Source organism: Aeromicrobium halocynthiae, assembly GCF_039531385.1.
Taxonomy (GTDB): domain Bacteria; phylum Actinomycetota; class Actinomycetes; order Propionibacteriales; family Nocardioidaceae; genus Aeromicrobium; species Aeromicrobium halocynthiae.
In genome coordinates this window covers 19,898-41,360 of the sequence record NZ_BAAAPY010000007.1, presented here as the reverse complement: position 1 = coordinate 41,360, position 21,463 = coordinate 19,898, and the positions used below count along the sequence as shown (strand labels likewise).

Sequence of the window (21,463 nt, the reverse complement as noted above, 5' to 3'; positions counted from 1 at the left end):
AGCACGGCTCAGGCCGAGAGGTTGGCGCGACCCTTGCGCCGACGAGCGGCCAGGATGGAGCGGCCGGCACGCGTGCGCATGCGCTGACGGAAGCCGTGCTTCTTGCTGCGACGACGGTTGTTCGGCTGGAAGGTCCGCTTGCTCACTGTTCGATTTCCTCACATGGGGCGCGGGCAGGGGATCCGCGCTCGAGTACGGGGGAGTCGCCCGTGACAGCGGCCCGGGCGCGCGCATGCGACGCCGGTCGTGTGGACGACCACCCCACGGTACGGGGCCCACCGGCACAGGGTCAAACCCACATCCTTAGCCTGCCTGCGGCCGTGGGGTCCATCCGACACGCCGGGATCGGGAGGGGCAATCGGCCGAACCGCTTGATCCGGGCTGACCGACGCTGCTAGCGTCGCCGCTTACCGCGTTTTCCACACCTGCGACACCCTCGGCCTCCAGGCCGACGACTCTTTGCACATACTGTGGACAACGTTGTGGACCAGACATCTCCGGGAGAGCAGATGACCGATGCCCAAGAACGGGCGACCCCTGATCTCGGGACGTTGTGGACCGCAGCGGTCGACACGCTCTCCCCGGGAGCGCGGGTATGGGCGCACAACGCCGCGCCGATCAGCCTGCACGAGGGCATCTTCATCATCGGTGTCGCCGACGACCTGACGCGTGCCCAGCTGGAGTCGCGCGTCCGTCCGGCGCTGGAGCACGAGCTGACCGCCCGCGTCGGCCGCGAGGTGCGCCTGATCGTCACGATCGACGAGCCCCGGCCGGAGTCCGTGCCGGCACCGCGCGGCCCCGACACGCAGGACCAGGCGAACGTCGATGAGACGACAAGTCGACAAAGCGATCTTGGGGTGGTGGAGGGCGACGCCACCGACGGTGACACCGACGGTGACGCCGACGACGCCGACCTGGACGGCGACGACGACTTCGTGCCCAGCTGGGCCCAGCCCCGTCCCGTCCAGATCCGCCGCGGTGGCGCCGTCGAGGCACGCCTCAACCCGCGGTACCTGTTCGAGAACTTCGTCATCGGCTCGTCGAACCGCTTCGCCCACGCCGCGGCCGTGGCCGCGTCGGAGGCTCCGGGCAAGGCCTACAACCCCCTCGTCATCCACGGCGAGTCCGGTCTCGGCAAGACCCACCTGCTGCACGCCATCGGGCACTACGTCCTCAACCTCTACCCCTCCTCGCGGGTGCGCTACGTGAACAGCGAGGAGTTCACCAACGACGTCATCAACGCGATCAGCGAGAACCGCACCGCGGCGCTGCGCCAGAAGTACCGCGAGATCGACGTCCTGCTGGTCGACGACATCCAGTTCCTGGAGAACAAGGAGTCGACCCAGACGGAGTTCTTCCACACCTTCAACGCGCTGCACAACGAGAACAAGCAGATCGTGATGACCTCGGACCGCCCGCCGAAGAACCTGCGCACGCTGGAGGAGCGGCTGCGCAACAGGTTCGAGTGGGGCCTGCAGACCGAGATGCTCCCGCCCGACCTCGAGACCCGCATCGCGATCCTGCGCAAGAAGGCCGCCCTCGAGAAGCTGACGGCGCCGGCCGACGTCCTGGAGTTCATCGCGAGCAAGGTGCAGACCAACATCCGCGAGCTCGAGGGCGCACTCATCCGCGCGACGGCGTTCGCGAACCTGCAGAACCAGACCGTCGACATGCAGCTCGCGCAGATCGTCCTGAAGGACCTCGTCGCCGAGGGCGAGGAGCCGGAGATCACCGTCGGCATGATCATGGCGCAGACGGCGGCGTACTCGGAGCTGACGATCGACGACCTCTGCGGCGCCAACCGCAGCCGCAACCTCGTCCTCGCACGCCAGATCGCGATGTACCTGTGCCGCGAGCTGACCGCCATGTCGCTGCCGCAGATCGGTCGGGAGTTCGGCGGTCGCGACCACACCACCGTCATGCACGCCGACCGCAAGATCCGCAAGCTCATGAACGAGAAGCACGCGGTCTTCAACCAGGTCACCGAGCTGACGAACCGCATCAAGGCCCAGGCGCGTCAGTCCTGAGCCGTCGCTGGCGCTCCTCGACGGCTCCACACAGCTGGGGACGAACCTGTGGGCAACCGCGTCCTGTCGGTGGACGACGACGACTCGCGTGTGAACCCGATGTGAACGAGTCGTGGCCGTCAACAGGCCCGCTGCGTCCGTGCACCGCTGCTCCCCCAGCCCGTCCACGGGCCGACACGCCGTCTGACCTGCGCCGATGAGCGATTTCCACGACGTCCACACTGCCTACTACGACGACGAGACGTATTCATGTCATCCTCCTGCTCGAAGTACACCGGGACGCCATGGTGTGGATGAACGAGCAGCGCGAACCACAGCCTTCGTGTCCCGACCCCAGGCGTGGCAGGATTCATGTCGTCCACCCCAACGCCCGAGAGGCCTGCCCGTGAGATTTCGCATCGATCGCGACACCTTCGCCGACGCCGTCGCCTGGACCGCGCGCAGCCTCCCCAACCGTCCCAGCGTCCCGGTCCTCGCGGGGTTGCTGATCGAGACCGCCGGTGACGGACTGACCCTGTCGGGGTTCGACTACGAGACCTCGACGCGCGCCACCTTGCCGGCCGAGGTGGCCGACGACGGTCGGGCACTCGTCTCGGGCCGCCTCCTCTCGGAGATCGTCAAGTCCCTGCCGGCCAAGCCGGTCGACGTCACCCTCGAGGGCACCAAGGTGCGCGTCACCTGCGGCAGCGCGAAGTTCAGCCTGCAGACGATGCCCGTGGAGGAGTACCCGCAGCTGCCCGAGATGCCCACCGCCTCGGGCACGATCAAGGCCGACCAGTTCGCCACGGCGGTCGCCCAGGCGTCCGCTGCCGCGGGACGTGACGAGATGTTGCCCCTGCTCACCGGTGTCCGGCTGGAGCTCGAGGGGTCCACGATCTCGCTCATGGCCACCGACCGCTTCCGCGCCAGCCTGCGCGAGCTCACCTGGTTCCCCGAGGCGAGCGACGCCTCGGCGCACGCGCTCGTGCCCGCCAAGGTCCTCGGCGAGACGGCGCGCTCCCTCGTGGCCGGCACCGACGTCACGATCGCCGTCGCCACCGCCGAGCACGGCGACGGCCTCATCGGGTTCGAGGGCACGGTCGGCAACGGCACCCGCCGCACCACCACCCGACTGCTCGAGGGCGACTTCCCGCGCGTGCGCCAGTTGTTCCAGGCCCAGGCCGAGACCGTCGCGCACGTCTCCACGGCGGAGCTGATCGACGCCGTCAAGCGCGTCGCCCTCGTCGCCGAGCGCAACACCCCGGTGCGGCTCACCTTCGCCGACGGCGCCCTCCTGCTGGAGGCCGGCAGCGGCGACGAGGCCCAGGCCTCGGAGTCCATCGGTGCCACGATCGAGGGCAACGACATCTCGATCGGCTTCAACCCCAGCTACCTGCTCGAGGGGCTGAGCGTGATGTCCGAGCCGGTGGTGCACCTGTCGTTCACCCAGCACACCAAGCCGGCGGCGCTCTCCGGCGTCAAGGAGGTCGGTGACGATCCCGACGGCGCCTTCCGCTACCTGATCATGCCGGTCCGGCTGCAGAGCTGATCGGTCCCCCGATCGCCCCCCGATCACACCGACCTCAAGGAGAGCCATGCACCTCGGACTCATCGGACTGGGCAAGATGGGCGGGAACATGCGCACCCGCCTGCGCAAGCACGGCGTCACCGTCACCGGCTACGACCGCAACCCCGAGGTCAGCGACGTCGACTCGCTGGAGGACCTCGTCGACGCCCTGCCGTCGCCCAAGGTGGTGTGGGTGATGGTGCCCGCCGGCGACGTCACCCGCAGCACGGTCGAGGCGCTCATCGACCTGCTCTCCGAGGGCGACGTCATCGTCGACGGCGGCAACTCCCGCTGGACCGACGACGAGAAGCATGCCGAGCTCGCCGCCCGCAAGGGCATCGGCTACGTCGACTGCGGCGTCAGCGGCGGCGTGTGGGGCCTGGAGAACGGCTACGCCCTGATGGCCGGCGGCCGCGAGGACGACATCGCGATCGTCCAGCCGGTCTTCGACGCGCTGCGTCCCGAGGGCGAGTCCGGCTTCGTGCACGCCGGTGGCGTCGGGGCCGGCCACTTCTCCAAGATGGTCCACAACGGCATCGAGTACGCCATGATGCAGGCCTATGCCGAGGGCTACGAGCTCTTGGAGAAGGCCGAGCTCGTGCACAACGTGACCGAGGTCTTCGACTCCTGGCGCGAGGGCACCGTGGTGCGGTCGTGGCTGCTCGACCTCCTGGTGAACGCGCTGGAGGAGGACCCGTCGCTGTCGAAGGTGCGCGGCTACGCCGAGGACTCCGGCGAGGGACGCTGGACGGTCGAGGCGGCGATCGACCACGCCGTGCCCGCTCCGACGATCGCAGCGTCGCTCTTCGCCCGGTTCGTCTCCCGCCAGGACGAGTCCCCGGCCATGCAGGCGGTGGCCGCGATGCGTCAGCAGTTCGGTGGGCACGCGGTGCAGGCGGCCAAGGAGACCGGGCACGATCCTGCGGACGCCTGAGCAGGCGGATGCACGTCACTCGGCTCTCCCTGCACGACTTCCGCTCCTACCGTGAGGTCGAGATCGACCTCACGGACGGTCCCACCGCCTTCATCGGCGCCAACGGCCAGGGCAAGACGAACCTCGTCGAGGCGATCGACTACCTCTCCCGCCTGGACTCCCACCGCGTCTCCTCCGACACCCCGCTCGTGCGGGCCGGCGCCGACGGTCCGCACGAGCGCGCGGTGGTCCGCGCCGAGGTCCAGCGCGGCGACCGTGCCGCCCTGCTGGAGCTGGAGATCACGCCGGGTCGGGCGAACCGGGCGCGCGTCAACAGAGGCGCGCTCCCCCGGGTGCGCGACCTCGTCGGCATCCTGCGCACCGTCACGTTCTCGCCCGAGGACCTCGCGCTCGTCAAGGGTGACCCGTCGGACCGCCGTCGGTTCCTCGACGGCCTCGTGGTGCTGCGGGCTCCACGACTCGCCGGTGTCAAGGCGGACTACGAACGGGTGCTCAAGCAGCGCAACACGCTGTTGAAGTCTGCCCGATCGAATCGACATGCCGACTTGTCGACACTTGATCTGTGGGACGACAAGCTCTGCGCGCTCGGCGGTGAGCTGGTCTCGGCGCGCCTGGCCCTGCTGGAGGACCTCGGACCGCACCTCGAGCAGGCCTACCTCACGGTGGCCGCGTCGGCCGCCGAGGACCGGCGGCGCATCACGACGACCTACCGGCCCTCCACGCCCCTGGCCGGTGCCTCCCCGCACGACGTCGCCGAGGCCCTGCACGCGGGTCTGCAGGACCGGCGCCAGGACGAGCGCGACCGCGGCATCAGCCTCGTCGGACCGCACCGCGACGACGTCCAGCTCGACATCGGCGTCCTCCCCGCCAAGGGCTACGCCAGCCACGGCGAGTCCTGGTCCCTCGCCCTTGCCCTGCGCCTTGCCTCGTTCACGGTGCTGCGCGAGGACGACGACGACGACCCCGTCCTCATCCTCGACGACGTCTTCGCCGAGCTCGACGAAGGTCGGCGGGACCAGCTCGCGGCACTGGTCGAGCCCGCCGAGCAGGTCCTCATCACCGCCGCGGTCGCCGCGGACGTGCCCGCAGCGTTGCTCGGACGGCGGTTCCGGGTGCACGCTGGCACGGTGAGTGCCGATGAGTGAGCCGCCCGAGCCGCCGGCCGAGTCGCCGGAGCAGGACCCGGCACCGGATCCCCTCGCGCTCGCCCGCAGGGTGGCCGACTCCTACCGCGACGGTCCGGCGGCCCGGCCGGTGGCGCGGCGCAGGCCGCCACCGTCCCCGCGGCGCGGTGCCCGCGAGGACCCGGTGCCGCTGACCGACGTCCTCGGTGACCTGGTCCGGGCGGAGGGCTGGGAGGTCCGCCTCTCCGAGCAGCGGGTCTTCAGCGACTGGGCGGCGATCGTCGGTCCGGAGGTGGCCGAGCACACCACGGTCACCGAGCTCACCGACGCGGTGCTGCACGTGCGGACCGACTCCACCGCCTGGGCGACGCAGCTGCGCCTGCTCGCTCCCCGGCTCGTGGCCAGGCTCAACGAGGAGCTCGGGCACGGCACGGTGGTCCGCATCGAGGTGACGGGGCCGCGGGCACCGTCGTGGAAGCGCGGCAGCCGGTCGGTGCGTGGTGGTCGCGGTCCGCGGGACACGTACGGCTGAGACGGCCCGCCCCCGGCACCGGGACCGCGAAGATGCGAACGATCCTCGACGTGCGTAGAACGGAGAGGGATGAGCACTCCTCCCGCCTACGGGTTCCACGCCTCCCACGAGCAGATCGCGCCGTCGCAGCTGCTGCGCGACGTGCAGGCCGCCGAGCGAGCGGGCTTCGACATGGCGATGTGCTCGGACCACTTCGCCCCCTGGTCGGTCCGCCAGGGTCACTCGGGCTTCGCCTGGACGTGGCTCGGGGCCGCGCTCGCGACGACCGACCTGACCTTCGGGACGGTCACCGCCCCGGGGCAGCGCTACCACCCGGCGGTCGTCGCGCAGGCCTCGGCGACCGTCGCCGAGATGTTCCCCGGTCGCTTCTGGATGGCGCTCGGGTCGGGCCAGAACATGAACGAGCACGTCACGGGCGACCCGTGGCCGCCGAAGGACGTGCGCCAGGAACGGCTCGAGGAGTGCGTCGACGTCGTGCGTCGCCTGCACGCCGGTGACGAGGTGACCCATCGCGGGCACGTGAGGGTCGAGCGGGCCCAGGTCTACTCCCGTCCGAGCACGCCACCTCGGCTGGTCGGCGCAGCCCTCACACCGGCGACCGCCGAGCGGGCCGCGTCGTGGGCCGACGGGCTCGTGACGGTCAACGACGACGTGGACGTGGTGCGCGACGTCGTCCGGGCGTACCGCGACGCCGGGGGGACCGGGACGGTCGCGCTGCAGGTCCACGTGTGCCTCGCGCCGACGATGACGCTGGCCCGTGAGATCGCCCGTGACCAGTGGCAGAACCACGCGCTGCCGACCGTGCTGCACTACGACGCCGCGACGCCGCAGGAGCTCGACGCCCACGGACACGACGTGCCGGACTCCGACGTCGCCGAGGCCGTGCTCGTCTCGGACTCCGTCCCCGACCTGGCGGAACGGCTGCTCCAGCTCGTCTCACTCGGCTTCGACGAGGTCTACCTGCACCACGTCGGCCAGGACCAGGCCCCGTTCCTGCAGGTCGCCGAGCACGAGCTGCTCCCCGCGCTCAGGTCCTCGCGCGAGGGACCACGAGGCCCATGAGGGCCACCAACACGCCGACGGCGAGCGCGATCGAGCCCAGCACGACGGCTGCCTCGGCGAAGCCGCTCCAGCCGTAGGCCGGACGGACGCCGATCGCGACGAGCGCGAGCAGCCCGACACCTGCGCCGGTCAGGGCGCCGAGCCAGCACCCTGGGACGCGACGGCGGGCGCCCCCCGTCACGAGCGCGGCGAAGGCGGCCCACGCGAGCGCCACGAGGACCGATCCCACGACGTCGGCGGGTCGGTGCCAGCCGGCCACGATGGTCGAGCAGGCGGTGAGCGTGATCGCCGCCGAGCCCGCGAACGCCACGAGCGGCGTGAGGACGCGCGGCGCCACCAGCAGCAGCGCCGCGACACCGGCGGCCACGACCGTGGTGTGTCCGCTGGGGAAGCTGTTCGGCGCCTGGACGTAGCCGTCGACGCGCTCGAGCACGCCGTGCTTGAGCACCTGTGTCGTGACGTTGGCGCCCGCGAGCACGACGAGCGCCGCGGCGGCCGCGGCGAGACGCCCCTGCGCGAGAGCCAGCAGCACGCAGACCGTCGCGACGACGACGATCGTCCCGATCGAGACGCGACCGAGGAGGCTCAGTACGGTCAGCCTGGTGTCACGCCCGGCCACGACCGTGGTCATCGCGCCGTCGTCCCACCGTTGTCCGACGCCCGTGCGCAGCACGAACCAGGCCAGCACGGTCAGCGAGACCACTGATCCCAGGGCGACGAGCAGCCGGATCCCGACGGCGCGACGGTCGGTCTGGGCACGAGGAGCGGGGCGCTCGACGAGGACGGCGTTCACCCCTTCCACGATGCCGGAGCGGGTCAAGGGGGACCACCCTGGCCGGGGACCCGCAGACCGACTCGCACCCCCCGCGGACGATCAGGGGCCAGGACCGGGGGTCGTTCGGACGGCAGAGGCCGCCTCCTGGCCCGCTGAGTGGCCATCCTGGGCGCCGACACCGACGCATCGTCGGAGCACCGGTCCCTGGGAGCCACACAATCGCCCGTATACTGGATCGGTGACCTCCACTCCCGAGCCCGACGTCCCGAACGAGACCCCCGCTCCGGCCGAGGGAGGCTACGACGCCAGCAACATCCAGGTCCTCGAGGGCCTGGAGGCGGTGCGCAAGCGTCCCGGCATGTACATCGGCTCGACCGGCGAGCGCGGCCTGCATCACCTCGTGTACGAGGTCGTCGACAACTCCGTCGACGAGGCGCTGGCCGGTCACGCCACCCACATCGAGGTGGTGCTCCAGGCCGACGGGGGCGTCCGGGTCACCGACGACGGCCGAGGGATCCCGGTCGACATGCACCCCACCGAGAAGATCCCCGCCATCACGCTCGTCATGACGTCGCTGCACGCCGGCGGCAAGTTCGGCGGTGGCGGCTACAAGGTCTCCGGCGGTCTGCACGGCGTCGGCATCTCGGTCGTCAACGCGCTCAGCACCACGATGCACACCACCATCCGCCGTGACGGCTTCGTGTGGCGCCAGACGTTCGACAACGGCGTGCCGACGGCCGAGCTCGAGAAGGGCGAGGCCACCGACGAGACCGGCACGACCCAGGTCTTCTACGCCAACGGCGAGATCTTCGAGTCCACGACGTACTCCTTCGAGACGCTCAAGTCCCGCTTCCGCGAGATGGCGTTCCTCAACAAGGGCCTGGAGATCAGGCTGCGCGACGACCGGGACCTCGGCATCGACGACGCCGACGGCACCGACGACGTCGAGCGCGAGGCGCGGTTCCGCTTCGACGGCGGCCTCGTCGACTACGTGAACCACATCAACGTCGGCGCCAAGGCCCCCATCCACCGCGAGGTCATCTCGATCGAGCGCGACGACGAGGCGAACGGCCTGTCGCTGGAGCTGGCGATGCAGTGGAACGACTCCTTCTCCGAGTCCGTGCACACCTTCGCCAACACGATCAACACCCACGAGGGCGGCACCCACGAGGAGGGCTTCCGCACGGCGCTCACCTCCACGGTCAAGCGGTTCGCCGACGCCAACAACCTCCTCAAGGGCAAGGAGGAGCTCTCCGGGGAGGACATCCGCGAGGGCCTGACCGCGATCATCTCCATCAAGCTCGCCGAGCCCCAGTTCGAGGGCCAGACCAAGACCAAGCTCGGCAACTCCGAGGCTCGCAGCTTCGTGCAGAAGGTCGTCTACGAGGAGCTCGCCGCCTGGCTCGAGCGCAACCCCGGCGAGGGCAAGACCATCATCCGCAAGGCGATCGACGCCGCGAGCGCACGCCTCGCGGCCCGCAAGGCCCGCGACCTCGCGCGCAACCGCAAGGGCTTCCTCGGCTCCGGCGGCCTGCCCGGCAAGCTGGCCGACTGCTCGAGCCGCTCGCCGGAGGAGTGCGAGGTCTTCATCGTCGAGGGCAACTCCGCCGGTGGGTCGGCCAAGGGCGGCCGCGACCCGCGGACCCAGGCGATCCTCCCGCTGCGCGGGAAGATCCTGAACGTCGAGAAGGCGCGCATCGACAAGATCCTGCAGAACGCCGAGGTGCAGGCCATCATCTCCGCGCTCGGCACCGGCGTGCACGACGAGTTCGACATCGCCAAGCTCCGCTACCACAAGATCGTGCTGATGGCCGACGCCGACGTCGACGGCCAGCACATCTCCACCCTGCTGCTGACGCTGCTGTTCCGGTTCATGAAGCCTCTCATCGACGGTGGCTACGTCTACCTCGCGCAGCCGCCGCTGTACAAGATCAAGTGGACCAACGCCCCGCACGAGCTGGCGTACACCGACCGCGAGCGCGACGTCCTGCTGAAGGCCGGGGCCGAGGCCGGCCGCCGGCTGCCCAAGGAGGCGCCGGTGCAGCGCTACAAGGGCCTGGGCGAGATGAACGACTCCGAGCTGTGGGAGACCACGATGGACCCCGACGCCCGCGTGCTGCGCCAGGTCACCCTCGACGACGCCGCCCTGGCCGACGAGATCTTCACGACGCTCATGGGGGAGGACGTCGAGCAGCGCCGCAGCTTCATCCAGCGCAACGCCAAGGACGTCCGCTTCCTCGACATCTGACCCGGTGCGCCTGCGCCCTGTGCCGTCCGACCTCACCGACAAGGACTGACCTGTGACCGACACCCCCATCGAGCGCGACCGGATCGAGCCCGTCGAGCTGCAGGAGGAGATGCAGCGCTCCTACATCGACTACGCGATGAGCGTGATCGTCTCCCGCGCGCTGCCGGACGTCCGCGACGGTCTCAAGCCCGTGCACCGACGCGTGCTCTACGCGATGTTCGACGGCGGCTACCGCCCCGACCGCGGCTTCTCCAAGTGCAGCCGCATCATCGGCGACGTCATGGGTCAGTACCACCCGCACGGCGACACGGCGATCTACGACACCCTCGTGCGCCTGGCGCAGCCGTGGGTGATGCGGGCGCCGATGATCTCCGGGCAGGGCAACTTCGGCTCCCCGGGCGACGACCCCGCGGCCGCGATGCGCTACACCGAGTGCAAGCTCGCGCCCATCGCGATGGAGATGGTCCGCGACATCGACGAGGACACCGTCGACTTCAAGCCGAACTACGACGGCCGTTCCTCCGAGCCGTCGGTGCTGCCCTCGCGCATCCCGAACCTGCTGGTCAACGGTTCGGCCGGCATCGCCGTCGGCATGGCCACGAACATCCCGCCGCACAACCTGCGCGAGGTCGCCGACGGCGTGCAGTGGGCGCTCGCCCACCCCGAGGCCGGCAAGGAGGAGCTGCTCGAGGCGCTGCTGGAGCGCGTCAAGGGTCCGGACTTCCCGACCCATGCGCTCATCGTGGGCACCAAGGGCATCCAGGACATGTACCGCACGGGTCGCGGCTCGGTGCCGATGCGGGCGGTCGTCGGCATCGAGGAGGACACCCGCGGACGCATCCAGCTGGTCGTCACCGAGCTGCCGTATCAGGTCAACCCCGACTCCCTGATGAAGAAGATCGCCGACCTGGTCAACACCGGTCGCATCCACGGCATCTCCGACCTGCGCGACGAGTCCAGCTCGCGCGTGGGCCGGCGCATCGTGGTCGAGCTGCGCAAGGACGCCGTCGCTCGCGTCGTGCTCAACAACCTCTACAAGCACACCGAGCTCCAGACGAACTTCAGCGCCAACATGCTGGCCCTCGTCGACGACGTGCCGCGCACCCTCAGCCTCGACGCCTTCGTCACCCACTGGATCGGCCACCAGATCGAGGTCATCCAGCGACGCACCCGCTACCGCCTGCGCAAGGCCGAGGAGGACGCCCACATCTACCGCGGCCTCGGCAAGGCGCTCGACGCGCTCGACGAGGTCATCGCGCTCATCCGTCGCAGCCCGACGGTCGAGGAGGCGCGCACGGGTCTCATCGCGCTGCTGAAGATCGACGAGGTCCAGGCCAACGCGATCCTGGAGATGCAGCTGCGCCGGCTCGCGGCGCTCGAGCGCCAGAAGATCCTCGACAAGCTCGCCGAGCTGGAGGAGCTCATCGCCGACTACCGCGCCATCCTCGCCAGCGAGGAGCGGCAGCGCCAGATCGTCTCCGACGAGCTCGCGGCGATCGTCGACAAGTACGGCGACGACCGGCGCACCCAGATCGTCCCGGCCGACGGCGACCTGTCCATGGAGGACCTCATCCCCGACGAGGAGGTCGTCGTCACGATCACCCGTGGGGGGTACGCCAAGCGCACCAAGACCGACCTGTACCGGGTGCAGGGGCGCGGCGGCAAGGGGGTCCGCGGTGCGCAGCTGCGCGACGGCGACTTCGTCGACCACCTGTTCCCGACCACGGCCCACCACTGGATCCTGTTCTTCACCACGGCGGGGCGGGTCTACCGGACGAAGGCCTACCAGCTGCCGGAGGCGGGCCGCGACGCCAAGGGTGGCCACGTCGCCGGGCTGCTGAGCTTCCAGCCCGACGAGGAGATCGCCCAGGTCCTCGCGATCCGCGACTACGACCAGGCGCCCTACCTCGTGCTCGCCACGCGCAAGGGCCTGGTCAAGAAGACCCGTCTGGCCGACTACAACAGCCCGCGGCAGGCCGGCGTCATCGCCATCAACTTCCGTGAGGACGACGACGCGCTGATCGGTGCCGAGCTCGTGCACACCGACGACGACCTCCTGCTGATCTCCAGGAAGGCGCAGGCGATCCGCTTCCGCGCCGACGACGAGCAGCTCCGTCCGATGGGCCGGGCCACCTCCGGCGTCACGGGCATGAAGTTCCGTGGCGACGACTCGCTGCTGTCGATGACCGTCATCCGTCGCGAGCACGCCGCGGTCGACGTCGAGGAGGTGCCGGCCGAGGACATGCTGTACGTCTTCACCGTCACCGACGGCGGCTTCGCCAAGAAGACCTCGATCGATGAGTACCGCCTGCAGGGACGCGGCGGACTCGGCATCAAGGCCATGCAGATCACCGAGAACCGCGGTGAGCTCGTCGGTGGTCTGGTGCTCAAGGACTCCGACGACGTCATCTCCGTCACCGCATCCGGACAGGTCACGCGCAGCCTCGTCGCCGGGGTTCCTGCCAAGGGACGTGGCACGATGGGGGTCAGCTTCGTGAAGTTCAAGGGTGACGATCGGGTGGTCACGATCGCTCGCAACACCGAGATCGCCCCCGTGGACGACGCCGAAGCCCAGGCGGCGGAGCCGTCAGCGGCCGAGGACCAGACCGACGAGGGGCAGGACGAGTGACCAGCAACGCCAAGGAGCCGGCGAACTCCTCCAGCAGGGGTCCCGCCAAGAGCCCAGCCAAGGGTGCCGCCCGACCCGCGTCGACGGGAGCCTCGCCGGCCTCGCGCAGCAGCGCCAAGAAGGAGGCGCCGACGTCGCCGCCGCAGAAGAAGGCACCCGCCACGAAGGCGCCGCAGAAGAAGCCGGCAGCGAAGAAGGCGCCCGCCTCCGAACCCGCGAAGCAGCCGACGGCGGGGACCGCGCCGACCCGCACGCCCACGGCCGGTGACTACGCCAAGACCACCCAGGACTCCGCCGAGTCCACGGCGGTCATCCCGGCGGTGCAGGAGAAGCCGAAGGCGGCACCGACGCAGAAGCCCGCGCCCGCTGCGACGTCCGACGCGGCGGCTGCTGCGCGGCGGGCCCGCCTGCAGCTCGTGCGCGTCGAGCCGTGGTCGGTCACCCGGCTGGCGTTCGTCGTCTCGGTGGCCATGATGATCGTGGCGGTCGTGGCGGTCACGATCTTCTGGGTGGTGCTCGACCTCGCCGGCGTGTGGGACCAGCTCAACGGCAGCATCGCCACGGTGCTGAGCGACGGCGAGGCCGGGTTCGACCTGACCGACTACTTCGGGCTCGGGCGACTCGTGGGTCTGACGCTCGTGCTGTCGGCGATCAACGTCATCGTCTTCACGATGATGGCCACGATCGCCGCGCACCTGTACAACCTGGCGGCGCAGCTGATGGGTGGCATCGGCATCACCTTCCAGGACCGGTGAGCGGCCTCCGCGCGACGGGACCCGATTCGTGCGGGTGGGGTGTCGTGCGGTAACGTTCACCGCTGTTGCGGGCCTATAGCTCAGCTCGGTTAGAGCGCTTCCCTGATAAGGAAGAGGTCGCTGGTTCAAGTCCAGCTAGGCCCACCACCGCAACCGCCACAGGAGGCAGCATGAAGAAGGTCCTCGCCGTGGCGGCCGCGGCCGCCGGCATCGTCTGGGCGCTCACCCGCCGAGGCAGCAAGCCCGCCGACACCTGGGCCCAGGCCACCGACCCGGTCTGATCCCACCCCACGGGGCTATGGCGCAATTGGTAGCGCACCTGCTTTGCAAGCAGGGGGTTAGGGGTTCGAGTCCCCTTAGCTCCACCCTCCCTCGACCGAGCGTGGACACCACCGCATGTACGGCGGCGTCGGGTCCGCAGGATCTGGGTTGCCGCAACCGGCGGCCGATCCCCCGGCGAGCTACCTGGTCGGCGATCCGCTGGATCCCGCAGGCCGGGCAGGCGCACGAGGACTACCTCGAGGCGCCGATGACCCCGTTCGACCAGCGGTAGTCGTCCCCAGGTGTGGGCAACGCTGTGGAGAACTACACCAGTGTGATTCCGGCCGACAGGCCCGCCACGATGGGCATCGCGCGCTGCGCAGAGCTCCGGTACCGTCGACGGTGACCCACGTCACCATCGAAGGACAGCCCATGCCACAGACCGTCAGGGGCGTCGTCGCCCACGCCAAGGGCGAACCCGTCAGCATCGAGAACATCATCGTCCCGGACCCCGGGCCGGGTGAGGCGGTCGTGCGGGTGCTCACGTGCGGGGTCTGCCACACCGACCTGCACTATCGCGAGGGCGGCATCAACGACGAGTTCCCGTTCCTGCTCGGGCACGAGGCCACCGGGGAGGTGGAGACCGTCGGCGACGGCGTCACCGAGGTCTCGCCCGGGGACCGGGTCATCCTCAACTGGCGCGCCGTCTGTGGACAGTGCCGCGCGTGCCGTCGCGGTCGTCCCTGGTACTGCTTCGAGACGCACAACGCCGCGCAGCCGATGACGTTGGAGGACGGCACGGCCCTGTCCCCCGCCCTCGGCATCGGCGCCTTCGCGGAGAAGACGCTCGTCGCCGCCGGCCAGTGCACGAAGGTCGACCCCACCGCGGACGCAGCCGCCGTGGGTCTCCTCGGCTGCGGCGTGATGGCCGGGCTCGGGGCGGCGATCAACACCGGGCACGTGGAGCGCGGCGACACCGTTGCGGTCATCGGCTGCGGTGGCGTGGGTGCGGCCGCCGTCGCCGGAGCCGCCCTGGCCGGTGCGGCGAAGGTCATCGCGATCGACCTCGACCCCCGCAAGCTCGAGTGGGCCACCGGCCTCGGCGCCACCCACACGGTCGACGCCTCCGACCACGACGTCGTCGAGGCGGTCCAGGAGCTCACCGGCGGCTTCGGTGCGGACGTCGTCATCGACGCCGTCGGACGCCCCGAGACCTGGAAGCAGGCCTTCTACGCGCGTGATCTCGCCGGCACGGTGGTCCTCGTCGGCGTGCCGACGCCGGACATGACGGTGCCGCAGATGCCGCTCATCGACGTCTTCGCCCGAGGTGGGTCGCTGAAGTCCAGCTGGTACGGCGACTGCCTGCCGAGCCGGGACTTCCCGATGCTCGTCGACCTCTACCAGCAGGGCAGGCTCGACCTCGACGCCTTCGTCACCGAACGGATCGGCATGGACGACATCGAGGCGGCCTTCGCGAAGATGCACCACGGCGACGTGCTGCGTTCGGTGGTGGAGCTCTGATGGCCGCCCGCATCGAGAAGGTCGTCACCTCGGGCACATTCGAGCTCGACGGCGGCAGCTGGGACGTCGACAACAACGTCTGGATCGTCGGCGACGACGCCGAGGTCGTGGTCATCGACGCCCCGCACGACGCCGACGCGATCGTGGCAGCCGTGGGTGACCGCACGGTGAGGGCCGTCGTCCTCACCCACGGGCACAACGACCACGTCAACGCGGCCGTGGAGGTCGCGCGCCGTACCGGGGCGCCGACGTGGTTCCCGCCGGCGGACCGGATGCTGTGGGACGTCGAGAACGGCACCCCGCCGGACGAGGAGCTGCTCGACGGCCAGGAGATCAGCGTCGCGGGCACGACGTTGACGGCTCTCCACACCCCGGGTCACTCGCCCGGGAGCACGTGCCTGTACGCCGAGGAGCTGGGCGCCCTGTTCTCCGGCGACACGTTGTTCAACGGCGGACCCGGTGCGACCGGGCGCAGCTACTCCAGCTTCGAGACGATCATCGCCTCGATCCGCGACGTGCTGCTGGTCCTGCCACCGGACACGGTCGTGCACACCGGCCACGGCGACGACACCCGCATCGGCGACGAGGCCCCGCACCTGCAGGAGTGGATCACGCGCGGTTCCTGAGCGCGCGCTGGATCGCCTGGAGCACGACGGTGAGGAGCACGGCACCGACGACGGCGCTGATGACCGCGAGCTGCGGGTCGTCGAACAGCGAGTCCCCGAGCAGGCCGATGGCGGTGTAGGTGCTCGCCCACAGCAGCGTCGAGGCGATCGCGGCGAGCACGAAGCGGTGCCAGGGGTAGCCGCCGAGCGAGGCCGCCAGCAGCACGGGGACGCGTCCGCCGGGGATCAGGCGGGACACGAGCAGCGTCCTCATCTCCCGCGCCTCGATGCCGGCGCGGATGCGGGCGAGGGCCCCCTCGGGATCGTCGCGCTGGAGCCAGCCCACGCGCTGGGCGAGGGACGCCCCAGCGGTCCGGAGCACCGCGAACGTCGTGAGGTCGCCGCCGTAGGCACCACCCGCCCCGACGACGACCACGAGCGCGACCTCCCACCAGTGCGCACCGGCGAGGACGGCGGCCGCACTGACGGCCGGACCCGTCGGGACGACCGGGACCGTCGAGCCGAGCAGCACGAACCCGAACAGGGCCAGGAGTCCGACGACGCCGAGACCCTCACTCATCGTCGCCCACCCCCAGCACGACCGGAGTGTTGTGACGCGCACGCACGACCTCGACGTCGTCGTCGGCGAGCAGGGTGGCGAACCGTGGCGCCGGTTCGGTGAACCAGCGCCGGAAGCCCGCGGGGTCGAGGTGGCGCAGGCCCATCGGCCACAGCGTTCCGTGGTGCACGGGCAGGACCCACCGGCACCCGACCGCACGAGTGGCGTCGGCCGCCTGCTCGGGGGTGAGGTGACCGTCGCCTAGAGACGGTCCCCACCCCCCGACCGGCACGAGGCCGAGGTTGACCGGCTGGAGGTCGGCGTGGTCGGCCCGCGGACCGGTGTCCCCGGGGAACCACACCGAACGGCCCCCGACCGTGAAGCGGAAGCCGACGGCCGATGCCCGCAGCGACGAGGCCGGGTGTCGACGGTCGTCGTGGCTGGCCGGGAGGACCTGGACCTCGACGTCCCCGACGGTGACCTGCTCGCCCGGCGCCACCTCGACGACCCGGTGCGGCAGGGACACGAGGAGCGTCGCGGCACCGCGCGGCACGACGAGCGTCGCCCGCGGGTCGACCTGGCGCAGCGAGCCGACGTGCAGGTGGTCCGCGTGCAGGTGGGACACGAGGACGACGTCGGCCCGTCGGGCATCGCCCGGGACGCTCGGCGCCTGGCGGCGCAGGTGCGCGAGGCGGTCGACGAGCAGCGGGTCGGTCAGCACCCGCACGCCGTCGCACTCGACGGTGACGCCGGCGTGGCCCCACCAGGTCACGGACAGCCCGGCAGCGGTCACGGCAGGGACCGCTGGGTCTCGGAGCGCAGGCCGAGCTGTTCGAGGCGCCTGACGAGGGTCGCGTGGACGTCCAGCCCCGTGAGCGGGCTCGCGTCGGGCACGTCCCAGGAGGCGGGGTGGACGAGCATCGCCTCGGTCTGCGCACCGCCGATCCCGCCGTGGGAGCCGACCAGCTCCTCGAACGCGACGACCTCGTCGATCGCGGGGTCGTAGGCGCCCAGCACGACGAGGTCGCCCACGTGCTCGCGCTGGTCCAGCCCGGCGACGTCGTCGGCGGCGTGCGGTCCGTAGACCGCCAGCGGGTCGACCCCGTCGCCGCCGACGGCGCGCCCGGCCTGCACGACCCGCCAGCCGTGGGCGCCGACGGCGAGCAGGCGCTCGGCCTCGTCGCGCACGAGGACGGCGCCCACGTGGGGGTGGGTCGCGAGCCCACGCAAGAGCTCTGGGTGGCGGGCGAGGACCTCGTCGCGGGTAGCGCGGCCGGGCATGTCGGTGAGGTAGACGTGCGCCAGGCTGCCGGAGGCCGCCACGACGATCGACTCGTCCCCGGCGCCCTCGTCCGGACCGAGACCGCCGCCGCGACGTTGCCCGGCCCCGCGGGCCGCGATCGCCATGGCCCGGTCGCCGCGGGCGGCGCTGCTCAGCAGGACGTTCGCCGGTGCCCACGGCTCGGCCGGGTCGTCGTCGTGGTGCACGCGGGCGGGCTGGCGGGCCAGCTCGGCCACGACGTCGTGCAGGGTGCGCCCGGTCAGCTGACGGAAGGTCATCCCCTGGGACTGCCCGTGGTCGGAGACGATCGCGATCTCGTAGTCGCGGCTGATCTCCGCCTCCAGCTCGGCGAAGAACTGCAGCACCCGGTCGAGGCTCTCCAGGGTCTTGATCGACTCCGGGCGGCTCGGGCCGGCGTGGTGGGCGACCTCGTCGTAGTCGACGAAGTCGACGAAGATCACGTCCGCTCCGCGTGCCATCTGCTCGGCCACCATGGCGACGTTCAGGTCGCGCAGGACAACGGTGGTGAGTCCGCGCAGGAAGACGAAGCTGCTGCCGCGCTTGACCCGTGGGACCACGTCGCGTCGGCGCTGGCGGCGCCCCTGGTGCCACTCGGTGACCATCTGGCCGATGAACAGGACGATGGAGCGGGCCATGCCGGTGCGGGCCACGGCGTACGACGCGGCACCCCGGTCGGCCCCCGGCAGCCGCGCGTCGCTCATGGTGAGCAACCGGGTCGGGGCGTCACCGGAGAAGAGGTTGGAGATGCTGACGCCGCCGTCGGCGAGGAACCCCCGGCCGGTGCTCAGTCGGCGCTCGACCTCGGCGACGTCGGCCGGCTGGCTGGTCACGACCAGGCGACCGGCGGACTTGTCGTACCAGCGGAACGACGGCACCGAGGTGGTGTCGCCGTGCAGCAGGACGGCCTGGCCCGCGGGGGTGGTGGCGGGCATGCCGGTGTGCCAGGGCCGCAGCACGTGACGACCCGAGCGCAGCCACGACGCGACGGTCGGCATCGTTCCGCCCGTGACCGCCTGCCGCAGGATCGGTTCGCTCACGCCGTCGAGCTGCACCACGAGCATCGCCGGGCCGCTCGAGCGGTGCCGGTGGTTGACCCGGACCGCCCGCCCGAGCACCTGTCCGAGGAACGCCTCGTCGGTGCTGGTGTCGAACAGCCAGTTGATCGCCGCCCCACCGACGGCCGCACCCCAGGCGGCCAGGACCACCTCGCCCACGCTGAACCGCTCGACGGTCGGGACGACGGCCAGGGCCACCCAGAGGACGAGCGCCTGGGCGAGCAGCCCGGCCACGAGCAGCCCGACCGTTCCGGTGATGACGGTGACGTAGGTCAGCAACGGCCGCAGCAGTGCCCCGACCGCCAGCACGCCGACGGCGAGAGCCGCCACCGAGACCGTCCCGCGCGTCACCTGCGTCCCGGGGAGGGCCCACAGGGCGAGCGTCAGGGCCAGGAACGAGACGACGAACGACCGCAGGACGTCGCCGATCCACCGCCAGCCGGGACGCCAGCGTGCCACCCGGCGGCGCAGGAGACGCCATCGGCGTGCCGACGAGCCGGCTCGGTCCGCGTCGCTCACGGACCGAGCGTAACGGTGGCGCTAGCGGCTGCGCCGCCAGAGCACGAGGCCGACGACCCCGACGGCCGTGGCCGCGAGCACGACGGCCGCGCGACGAGCCCGCTCGTCGGAGGCCGCGGCCTTGGCACGGGACTTGACGTCGAGCTTCTGCCCGAGCGCGTCCACGTCGCGGACGAGGTTCTCGCGCGCCTGCTCGAGCTGGTCCTCCAGCTCCTGACGATCGGTGCTCATGAGGTCCTCTCCTGTCCCTTGACGGCGGCGACGTCCTCCTGGACGCTCTCGACGCGCTCCTTCGGCGGGTCGCCCGCCGTCGACACGCTGCGCTTGCCGACCAGCGCCGCGACCCCGGCCACCACGAACAGCACGGCGGCGACGACCAGGGCTGCGAGCCAGGGCTCGAGCACACCGGACAGCCCAAGCACGGCGGCGGCGACGAGGGCGCCGAGCCCGTAGAGCGCGACGACCCCCGCGGCGCCGAAGGCACCGACGCCGATCCCGACCCGCTTGCCGCTGCGCGCGAGGTCGTCCTTGGCGAGCGCGATCTCCGTGCGGACGATCGTGGCGATGTCCTCGCCGACGTTCGCGACGATCTCGCCGGTGCTGCGGTCCTGCTCCGGCCCGGTCACAGGTTCTTGTTCGGGTCGAGGTCGCCCGCGGTGGGCGGCGATGCGGGCGCCGTCGGCGTGGTCGGGGGCAACGGGCCGGACTCGCTCCCGGGCGCGGGCGCAGCCGGGTCGGGCGTGGCGGCCGCGTCGTCGGCGAGGAGGTCGTCGACGGAGGACGACGGAGCCTCGTCGTCACCGCTCACACGGTCGACCACGGCGGAGCCGGCCTGCTTGGCGGCGTCCGCGATCTTCGAGCCGGCGGCGCCGGCCCCCTGCTTGGCGGCAGCGGTGACGTCGTCGACGCCTCGCTGCACCGGACCGGACTTCCACACCTCGGCGGAGTGCTGTCGGATCTGTTCGTATCGGGCACGGCCCGCACGAGCGCCGAGGACGTATCCTGCGGCACCGGCAGCCACGAGCAACAGCTTGTTCACGGCCATCACTTCCTGTTCGGCGACGATGTCCTCTCGATCCTGCCGCAGATCTCTCGATGTCTCATCTCGGCGTCCCACCCGGGGCGGGGTCGGCGGCCGGCAGCGCCCACCGGATCGTGCGGGTCGCGACCTCACCGGCGGCCCTGACCGCGGTGGCCTCGGTGATCGGCAGCCACGGCAGGCGCAGGGGCCAGCGGGTCCACCAGGGCATGAGGCCGACGCCGGCGGCGGCGACGAGGCTGTAGGGGCCGCGCAGGGCCAGCGGCACCGGCGGACGCACGAGCAGGAACCGCGCGGTCCGTCGCGCGGCCGGGGTGGAGGCCAGCTCGGGGCGGAACGACGCCATCACCTCGTCGAGCTCGGCCACGGTCGTCGGGACGCCCTCGGCCCCGAGCGCCCGGCCGACGACCGCGGTCTGGGCGACGTACTCGTCACGCCCCGCGTCGTCGAGGGGTTGCGCCCCGTAGCGGTCGTGGGCGCGCAGGAAGCTGTCCACCTCCGCCACGTGCACCCACAGCAGGAGACGTGGGTCCGAGGCCCGGTAGGGCCGGCCGTCCGGCGCGACGCCCTCGATACGCGCATGGACGGCCCGCACGACGGCGATGGCACGGTCGGCGTCCTCGGTGCGTCCGAACGTCGTCTCGGCGAGGAACGCGCTCGTGCGGTTCAGCCGGCCCCAGGGGTCACCACGGAAGCCCGAGTGCTGGTCGACCGCCGCCATCGCCAGGGGGTGCAGCGACTGCAGCAGCAGCGCACGGATGCCGCCGGGGAACATCGAGGCGTCGGCGTGCACCCGCCAGATCGCCGAGCCGGGTCCGAACCGCCGGGGTCCGGGAGCGTGGTGGATGCGTTCACGCCGTGCCGGCCCCTCCTCGCCGGCCACGCGGGCGAAGATCATGTCGCCGAGGGAGCCGCGCAGGTTCATGGGTCCAGTGTGCCGGTCTCCGCGCGAACGGCCGGGCAAGCAGA

General features: G+C 71.3%; 20 protein-coding genes and 2 tRNA genes. 13 read left to right on the top strand and 9 right to left on the bottom strand.

Annotated features, from left to right (window positions below; genetic code table 11):
- Positions 1–8: 8 nt before the first annotated feature.
- On the bottom strand, positions 9–146 hold the full coding sequence (gene rpmH / locus ABD213_RS10535) for a 50S ribosomal protein L34 (RefSeq protein WP_344327887.1): 138 nt from the start codon (positions 144–146) through the stop codon (positions 9–11).
- A 363-nt stretch (positions 147–509) separates the two neighbouring features.
- On the opposite strand from rpmH, the gene dnaA reads away from it, so the two are divergent.
- The 6 genes from dnaA (at position 510) to ABD213_RS10505 (ending at position 7,225) form a co-directional block, all read left to right on the top strand.
- Positions 510–2,027, top strand: a complete 1,518-nt coding sequence (gene dnaA / locus ABD213_RS10530) for a chromosomal replication initiator protein DnaA (RefSeq protein ID WP_344327882.1) — start codon at positions 510–512, stop codon at positions 2,025–2,027.
- Between the two features lie 385 nt (positions 2,028–2,412).
- Positions 2,413–3,555, top strand: a complete 1,143-nt coding sequence (gene dnaN / locus ABD213_RS10525; RefSeq protein ID WP_344327880.1) for a DNA polymerase III subunit beta — start codon at positions 2,413–2,415, stop codon at positions 3,553–3,555.
- 22 nt (positions 3,556–3,577) lie between these two features.
- Positions 3,578–4,507 carry a phosphogluconate dehydrogenase (NAD(+)-dependent, decarboxylating) gene (gene gnd / locus ABD213_RS10520; protein WP_344328317.1) on the top strand — a complete coding sequence of 310 codons (930 nt, stop codon included), beginning with the start codon at positions 3,578–3,580 and terminating at the stop codon, positions 4,505–4,507.
- Between the two features lie 8 nt (positions 4,508–4,515).
- Positions 4,516–5,652 carry a DNA replication/repair protein RecF gene (recF, locus tag ABD213_RS10515; protein ID WP_344327877.1) on the top strand — a complete coding sequence of 379 codons (1,137 nt, stop codon included), beginning with the start codon at positions 4,516–4,518 and terminating at the stop codon, positions 5,650–5,652.
- Complete coding sequence (locus tag ABD213_RS10510) at positions 5,645–6,163, top strand: DciA family protein (RefSeq protein ID WP_344327873.1); 519 nt, start codon at positions 5,645–5,647, stop codon at positions 6,161–6,163. Before recF ends, ABD213_RS10510 begins: the two co-directional genes overlap by 8 nt.
- Positions 6,164–6,232: 69 nt before the next feature.
- Positions 6,233–7,225, top strand: a complete 993-nt coding sequence (locus ABD213_RS10505; protein WP_344327868.1) for a TIGR03885 family FMN-dependent LLM class oxidoreductase — start codon at positions 6,233–6,235, stop codon at positions 7,223–7,225.
- Here the strand turns inward: ABD213_RS10505 and ABD213_RS10500 are convergent.
- Positions 7,191–8,018, bottom strand: coding sequence for a phosphatase PAP2 family protein (locus ABD213_RS10500; protein ID WP_344327863.1), 828 nt, complete (start codon positions 8,016–8,018; stop codon positions 7,191–7,193). The two genes, ABD213_RS10505 and ABD213_RS10500, sit on opposite strands and share 35 nt — an antisense overlap.
- A gap of 220 nt (positions 8,019–8,238) precedes the next feature.
- Between ABD213_RS10500 and gyrB the strand changes: the two genes are divergently transcribed.
- From gyrB to ABD213_RS10465, 7 genes are all read left to right on the top strand, one after another.
- The gene (gene gyrB, locus ABD213_RS10495; protein WP_344327859.1) at positions 8,239–10,248 is read left to right on the top strand and encodes a DNA topoisomerase (ATP-hydrolyzing) subunit B; all 2,010 of its coding nucleotides are present in this window, start codon (positions 8,239–8,241) and stop codon (positions 10,246–10,248) included.
- Between the two features lie 52 nt (positions 10,249–10,300).
- On the top strand, positions 10,301–12,877 hold the full coding sequence (gene gyrA, locus ABD213_RS10490) for a DNA gyrase subunit A (RefSeq protein ID WP_344327855.1): 2,577 nt from the start codon (positions 10,301–10,303) through the stop codon (positions 12,875–12,877).
- On the top strand, positions 12,874–13,632 hold the full coding sequence (locus tag ABD213_RS10485; RefSeq protein ID WP_344327853.1) for a DUF3566 domain-containing protein: 759 nt from the start codon (positions 12,874–12,876) through the stop codon (positions 13,630–13,632). Before gyrA ends, ABD213_RS10485 begins: the two co-directional genes overlap by 4 nt.
- 69 nt (positions 13,633–13,701) lie before the next feature.
- Positions 13,702–13,779, top strand: a tRNA-Ile gene (locus ABD213_RS10480).
- A gap of 145 nt (positions 13,780–13,924) precedes the next feature.
- Positions 13,925–13,997 (top strand) — tRNA-Ala (locus ABD213_RS10475).
- Positions 13,998–14,325: 328 nt separating this feature from the next.
- Complete coding sequence (locus tag ABD213_RS10470) at positions 14,326–15,414, top strand: S-(hydroxymethyl)mycothiol dehydrogenase (protein WP_344327850.1); 1,089 nt, start codon at positions 14,326–14,328, stop codon at positions 15,412–15,414.
- Positions 15,414–16,040, top strand: coding sequence for an MBL fold metallo-hydrolase (locus tag ABD213_RS10465; protein WP_344327848.1), 627 nt, complete (start codon positions 15,414–15,416; stop codon positions 16,038–16,040). The genes ABD213_RS10470 and ABD213_RS10465 overlap by 1 nt, the downstream gene beginning before the upstream one ends.
- Here the strand turns inward: ABD213_RS10465 and ABD213_RS10460 are convergent.
- The 7 genes from ABD213_RS10460 to ABD213_RS10430 form a co-directional block, all read right to left on the bottom strand.
- Positions 16,024–16,599, bottom strand: a complete 576-nt coding sequence (locus ABD213_RS10460; RefSeq protein WP_344327843.1) for a DedA family protein — start codon at positions 16,597–16,599, stop codon at positions 16,024–16,026. The genes ABD213_RS10465 and ABD213_RS10460 overlap by 17 nt on opposite strands.
- Complete coding sequence (locus ABD213_RS10455; RefSeq protein ID WP_344327840.1) at positions 16,592–17,371, bottom strand: MBL fold metallo-hydrolase; 780 nt, start codon at positions 17,369–17,371, stop codon at positions 16,592–16,594. Before ABD213_RS10455 ends, ABD213_RS10460 begins: the two co-directional genes overlap by 8 nt.
- Positions 17,368–19,455 (bottom strand): alkaline phosphatase family protein, encoded by a 2,088-nt coding sequence (locus ABD213_RS10450; protein WP_344327837.1) that lies wholly within the window; start codon positions 19,453–19,455, stop codon positions 17,368–17,370. Before ABD213_RS10450 ends, ABD213_RS10455 begins: the two co-directional genes overlap by 4 nt.
- A 21-nt stretch (positions 19,456–19,476) precedes the next feature.
- Positions 19,477–19,686 carry a DUF3618 domain-containing protein gene (locus ABD213_RS10445; RefSeq protein ID WP_344327834.1) on the bottom strand — a complete coding sequence of 70 codons (210 nt, stop codon included), beginning with the start codon at positions 19,684–19,686 and terminating at the stop codon, positions 19,477–19,479.
- On the bottom strand, positions 19,683–20,081 hold the full coding sequence (locus ABD213_RS10440; protein WP_344327831.1) for a phage holin family protein: 399 nt from the start codon (positions 20,079–20,081) through the stop codon (positions 19,683–19,685). Before ABD213_RS10440 ends, ABD213_RS10445 begins: the two co-directional genes overlap by 4 nt.
- The gene (locus ABD213_RS10435; protein WP_344327830.1) at positions 20,078–20,494 is read right to left on the bottom strand and encodes a hypothetical protein; all 417 of its coding nucleotides are present in this window, start codon (positions 20,492–20,494) and stop codon (positions 20,078–20,080) included. The genes ABD213_RS10440 and ABD213_RS10435 overlap by 4 nt, the downstream gene beginning before the upstream one ends.
- A gap of 61 nt (positions 20,495–20,555) precedes the next feature.
- The gene (locus tag ABD213_RS10430) at positions 20,556–21,419 is read right to left on the bottom strand and encodes an oxygenase MpaB family protein (RefSeq protein ID WP_344327827.1); all 864 of its coding nucleotides are present in this window, start codon (positions 21,417–21,419) and stop codon (positions 20,556–20,558) included.
- Between the last annotated feature and the right edge of the window lie 44 nt (positions 21,420–21,463).